Genomic DNA, 1,170 nt, shown 5'->3' with positions numbered 1-1,170 from the left:
CTTCCCCGCATCACACCGCCCTTCGCCAGTTATGAAGCTTGACTGGGTCACCTAGCATGATCGAGTCCGGGTGGAATAACGGTACACCCAGGCACACCGGAAGGAAGCAATTCCCTTCTTATGTGCCTAGTGTATAACTGAAATACAGACGCAAAGCGGACATGGAACAGACGTGGTACAGACAGTTAACAGACGTAATGCAGACAGGATACAGACACGTTTTTCATGTGATCGGTCCCATGAGTTTCAGCGTGCTTGCAATAGACTCGATTCCTTCATCAATCCATCTATCAACTGATCTGTCTGTAACGAGACGAAACTTCACTACAGCCGCTTTTCGCGGATGCCCTTTAATGAAACGATATTCAATGAGTTCTTTCACTTCTTTATCCATGATCAAATTTACAGCCAGTTCGATTTCTTCCACTTTCGTCTTCCAATCTATATATAAAGCCTGCTGACGCTCGTTTCTTTCCTTACCACTCAACAGATCCACTGTGAGCTTCATTTTCGGATACCTACGCAGCATGGACCTAACAATCAACTTATCCGTCTCTGTTACACTCTCGTAAAATTCCATTTGGTACACCGCAGCCCCCATATATGGCCCCTTTCCTAAAAATCAAATGCAGCTTGTCCCGCAGGAAATGTTTCCTGACCTGCTTCCTCAATAAGTCCATCCTTTAACCAATGCGCCGGAGCTTCTTTCCTGTAACGATCCCAAACCGGAGAACCTACGGATTTGCCGTATGAATTAATACTAACCGCCTTTTCAGTCCACACCCAACATTTTTCGGTAGTAACCATATTACTGCTCATGCCGTTCCCTCCCGAGTCTCCCAAGCTGCCTTTTCTTTCATGTATTCTAGACAGCGATTCTGAAACCATTCGAGTTGTCGTTTAGCGTGGTCGCGCTCGGCTGCTATACTCATGTTTATTTCATTCATCTGAGCCAAGGTGCGGTCACGATCATTCAGGGCTTCAATCAAATCCTCCGGAGCTACGCCTTCCCACTCATTTATCAAACCAGCTACACGGTTGTTCATTCCACCACCAACTTCCCTAATTCCCGAATCTCTGATTTGCTTCTAGCCTTTGTAAAGTTGTTCAGATATGCGATTTTCTTCATTGTTCGTTTGGATTCAATCTTTACAGTGATCTTTTCCATGG

Annotated in this window: 3 protein-coding genes; all 3 read right to left on the bottom strand. The window is 45.3% G+C overall.

What is annotated here, in order from left to right; translation table 11 throughout:
- Positions 1–223: 223 nt before the first annotated feature.
- Genes HP548_RS00500 through HP548_RS00490 form a run of 3 tightly spaced genes read right to left on the bottom strand, consistent with a single transcriptional unit; the run spans position 224 to position 1,046 of the window.
- A complete protein-coding gene (locus HP548_RS00500) occupies positions 224–580 on the bottom strand; it encodes a hypothetical protein (RefSeq protein WP_175380584.1) in 357 nt (118 codons plus the stop codon).
- A gap of 35 nt (positions 581–615) precedes the next feature.
- On the bottom strand, positions 616–819 hold the full coding sequence (locus tag HP548_RS00495; protein ID WP_175380583.1) for a hypothetical protein: 204 nt from the start codon (positions 817–819) through the stop codon (positions 616–618).
- The gene (locus HP548_RS00490; protein ID WP_175380582.1) at positions 816–1,046 is read right to left on the bottom strand and encodes a hypothetical protein; all 231 of its coding nucleotides are present in this window, start codon (positions 1,044–1,046) and stop codon (positions 816–818) included. The genes HP548_RS00495 and HP548_RS00490 overlap by 4 nt, the downstream gene beginning before the upstream one ends.
- Positions 1,047–1,170 lie beyond the last annotated feature (124 nt).

Source organism: Paenibacillus taichungensis (assembly GCF_013359905.1).
Lineage (GTDB): Bacteria > Bacillota > Bacilli > Paenibacillales > Paenibacillaceae > Paenibacillus > Paenibacillus taichungensis.
The sequence above is the reverse complement of the archived record's forward strand: the minus strand, read 5'-3'. Positions and strand labels throughout refer to the sequence as shown.